This window comes from Vibrio sp. S17_S38, from assembly GCF_014694375.1.
Taxonomy (GTDB): Bacteria; Pseudomonadota; Gammaproteobacteria; order Enterobacterales; family Vibrionaceae; genus Vibrio.
In genome coordinates, this window is record NZ_JAAUWW010000046.1 from 1 (window position 1) to 1,259 (window position 1,259).

Here is a 1,259-nt window from a genome sequence, read left to right on the forward strand (position 1 = left end):
TGTAGTGGCATAGTAAATTTGGCCACCTAATTAGAGGTGATATAATCACCTCATATATTAATAGGTGACAACTATGACAAAGCATACAAGACCAACTTTTAGCCCTGAATTTCGACTTGAATCAGCATCATTGGTAACCGAACAAGGTTACACCGTCCGTGAAGCTGCTGCCGCTATGGGCGTTGGCAAATCGACAATGGATAAGTGGGTTCGTCAACTGCGTCAAGAACACCAAGGGATTAGGCCTAAAGCAACGCCAATAACACCTGAACAGCTTAAAATTCGTGAGCTAGAGAAAAAAATTGCGCGTCTTGAGGAGCATAATGAAATATTAAAAAAGGCTACCGCTCTGGTGATGTCCGACTCACTGAACAATTCTCGATAATTGAGAAACTCAAGCAGAGCTATAGCATCGCAACATTATGTAAAGTGTTCAGTGTACATCGAAGCAGCTATAAATATTGGAAAGCGCGTTCAAAAGCGCCCAACGTTGAATTGATAAAGCTGAAAAGCTTAATCAGAGAAATGCATACCGCAAGTAATGGCTCCGCTGGAGCCAGAAGTATCGCGTATATGCTCACTGCACAAGATGTACCAACTAGCCGTTACCGTGCGTCTAAGATTATGAAATCACTTGGTTTAGTCAGTTGTCAAATGGCTAAACATAAATATAAGCGAGCATCACAAGAGCATATTGAAATACCGAATCACCTTGAACGACAATTTGCTGTGACTGAGCCAAATCAAGTCTGGGTGGGAGATGTAACGTATATTTGGGTGGGAAACCGTTGGATGTATTTAGCGGTTGTCATTGACTTATTTGCACGTAAACCAATTGGCTGGGCAATGTCATTATCACCAGACAGCAAATTAACAGGCAAAGCACTAACGATGGCTTTTGAATCTCGTGGAAAGCCTAAAGGTGTCATGTTCCACAGTGATCAGGGTAGTCATTATACAAGCCGTTACTATCGCCAATTACTATGGCGTTACCAGCTAAAACAAAGTTTATCGCGTCGTGGTAATTGCTGGGATAACGCTCCGATGGAGCGTTTCTTCCGAAGCTTTAAAACAGAATGGATGCCAATGGCCGGCTATCGTAGTTTTGCGGAAGCTAGGAAAGAAATAATTAGATACATAACTGGTTACTACTGTCAGCTCAGACCCCATCAATATAATGGTGGGTTAACACCCAATAAATCAGAACAGCTTTATTGGAAAAACTCTAAAACTGTGGCCAATTTTAGTTGACCACTACA

Annotated in this window: 1 protein-coding gene; it reads left to right on the forward strand. The window is 41.9% G+C overall.

Going from position 1 to position 1,259, the window contains the following annotated elements; all coding sequences use genetic code 11:
• The first annotated feature begins 73 nt into the window (after nucleotides 1-73).
• A protein-coding gene (locus tag HC725_RS16510; RefSeq protein ID WP_190332949.1) for an IS3 family transposase occupies nucleotides 74-1,251 on the forward strand; the annotation gives its coding sequence in 2 pieces (ribosomal slippage) (nucleotides 74-341 and nucleotides 341-1,251; 1,179 coding nt in all).
• The last annotated feature ends 8 nt before the right edge of the window (nucleotides 1,252-1,259 follow it).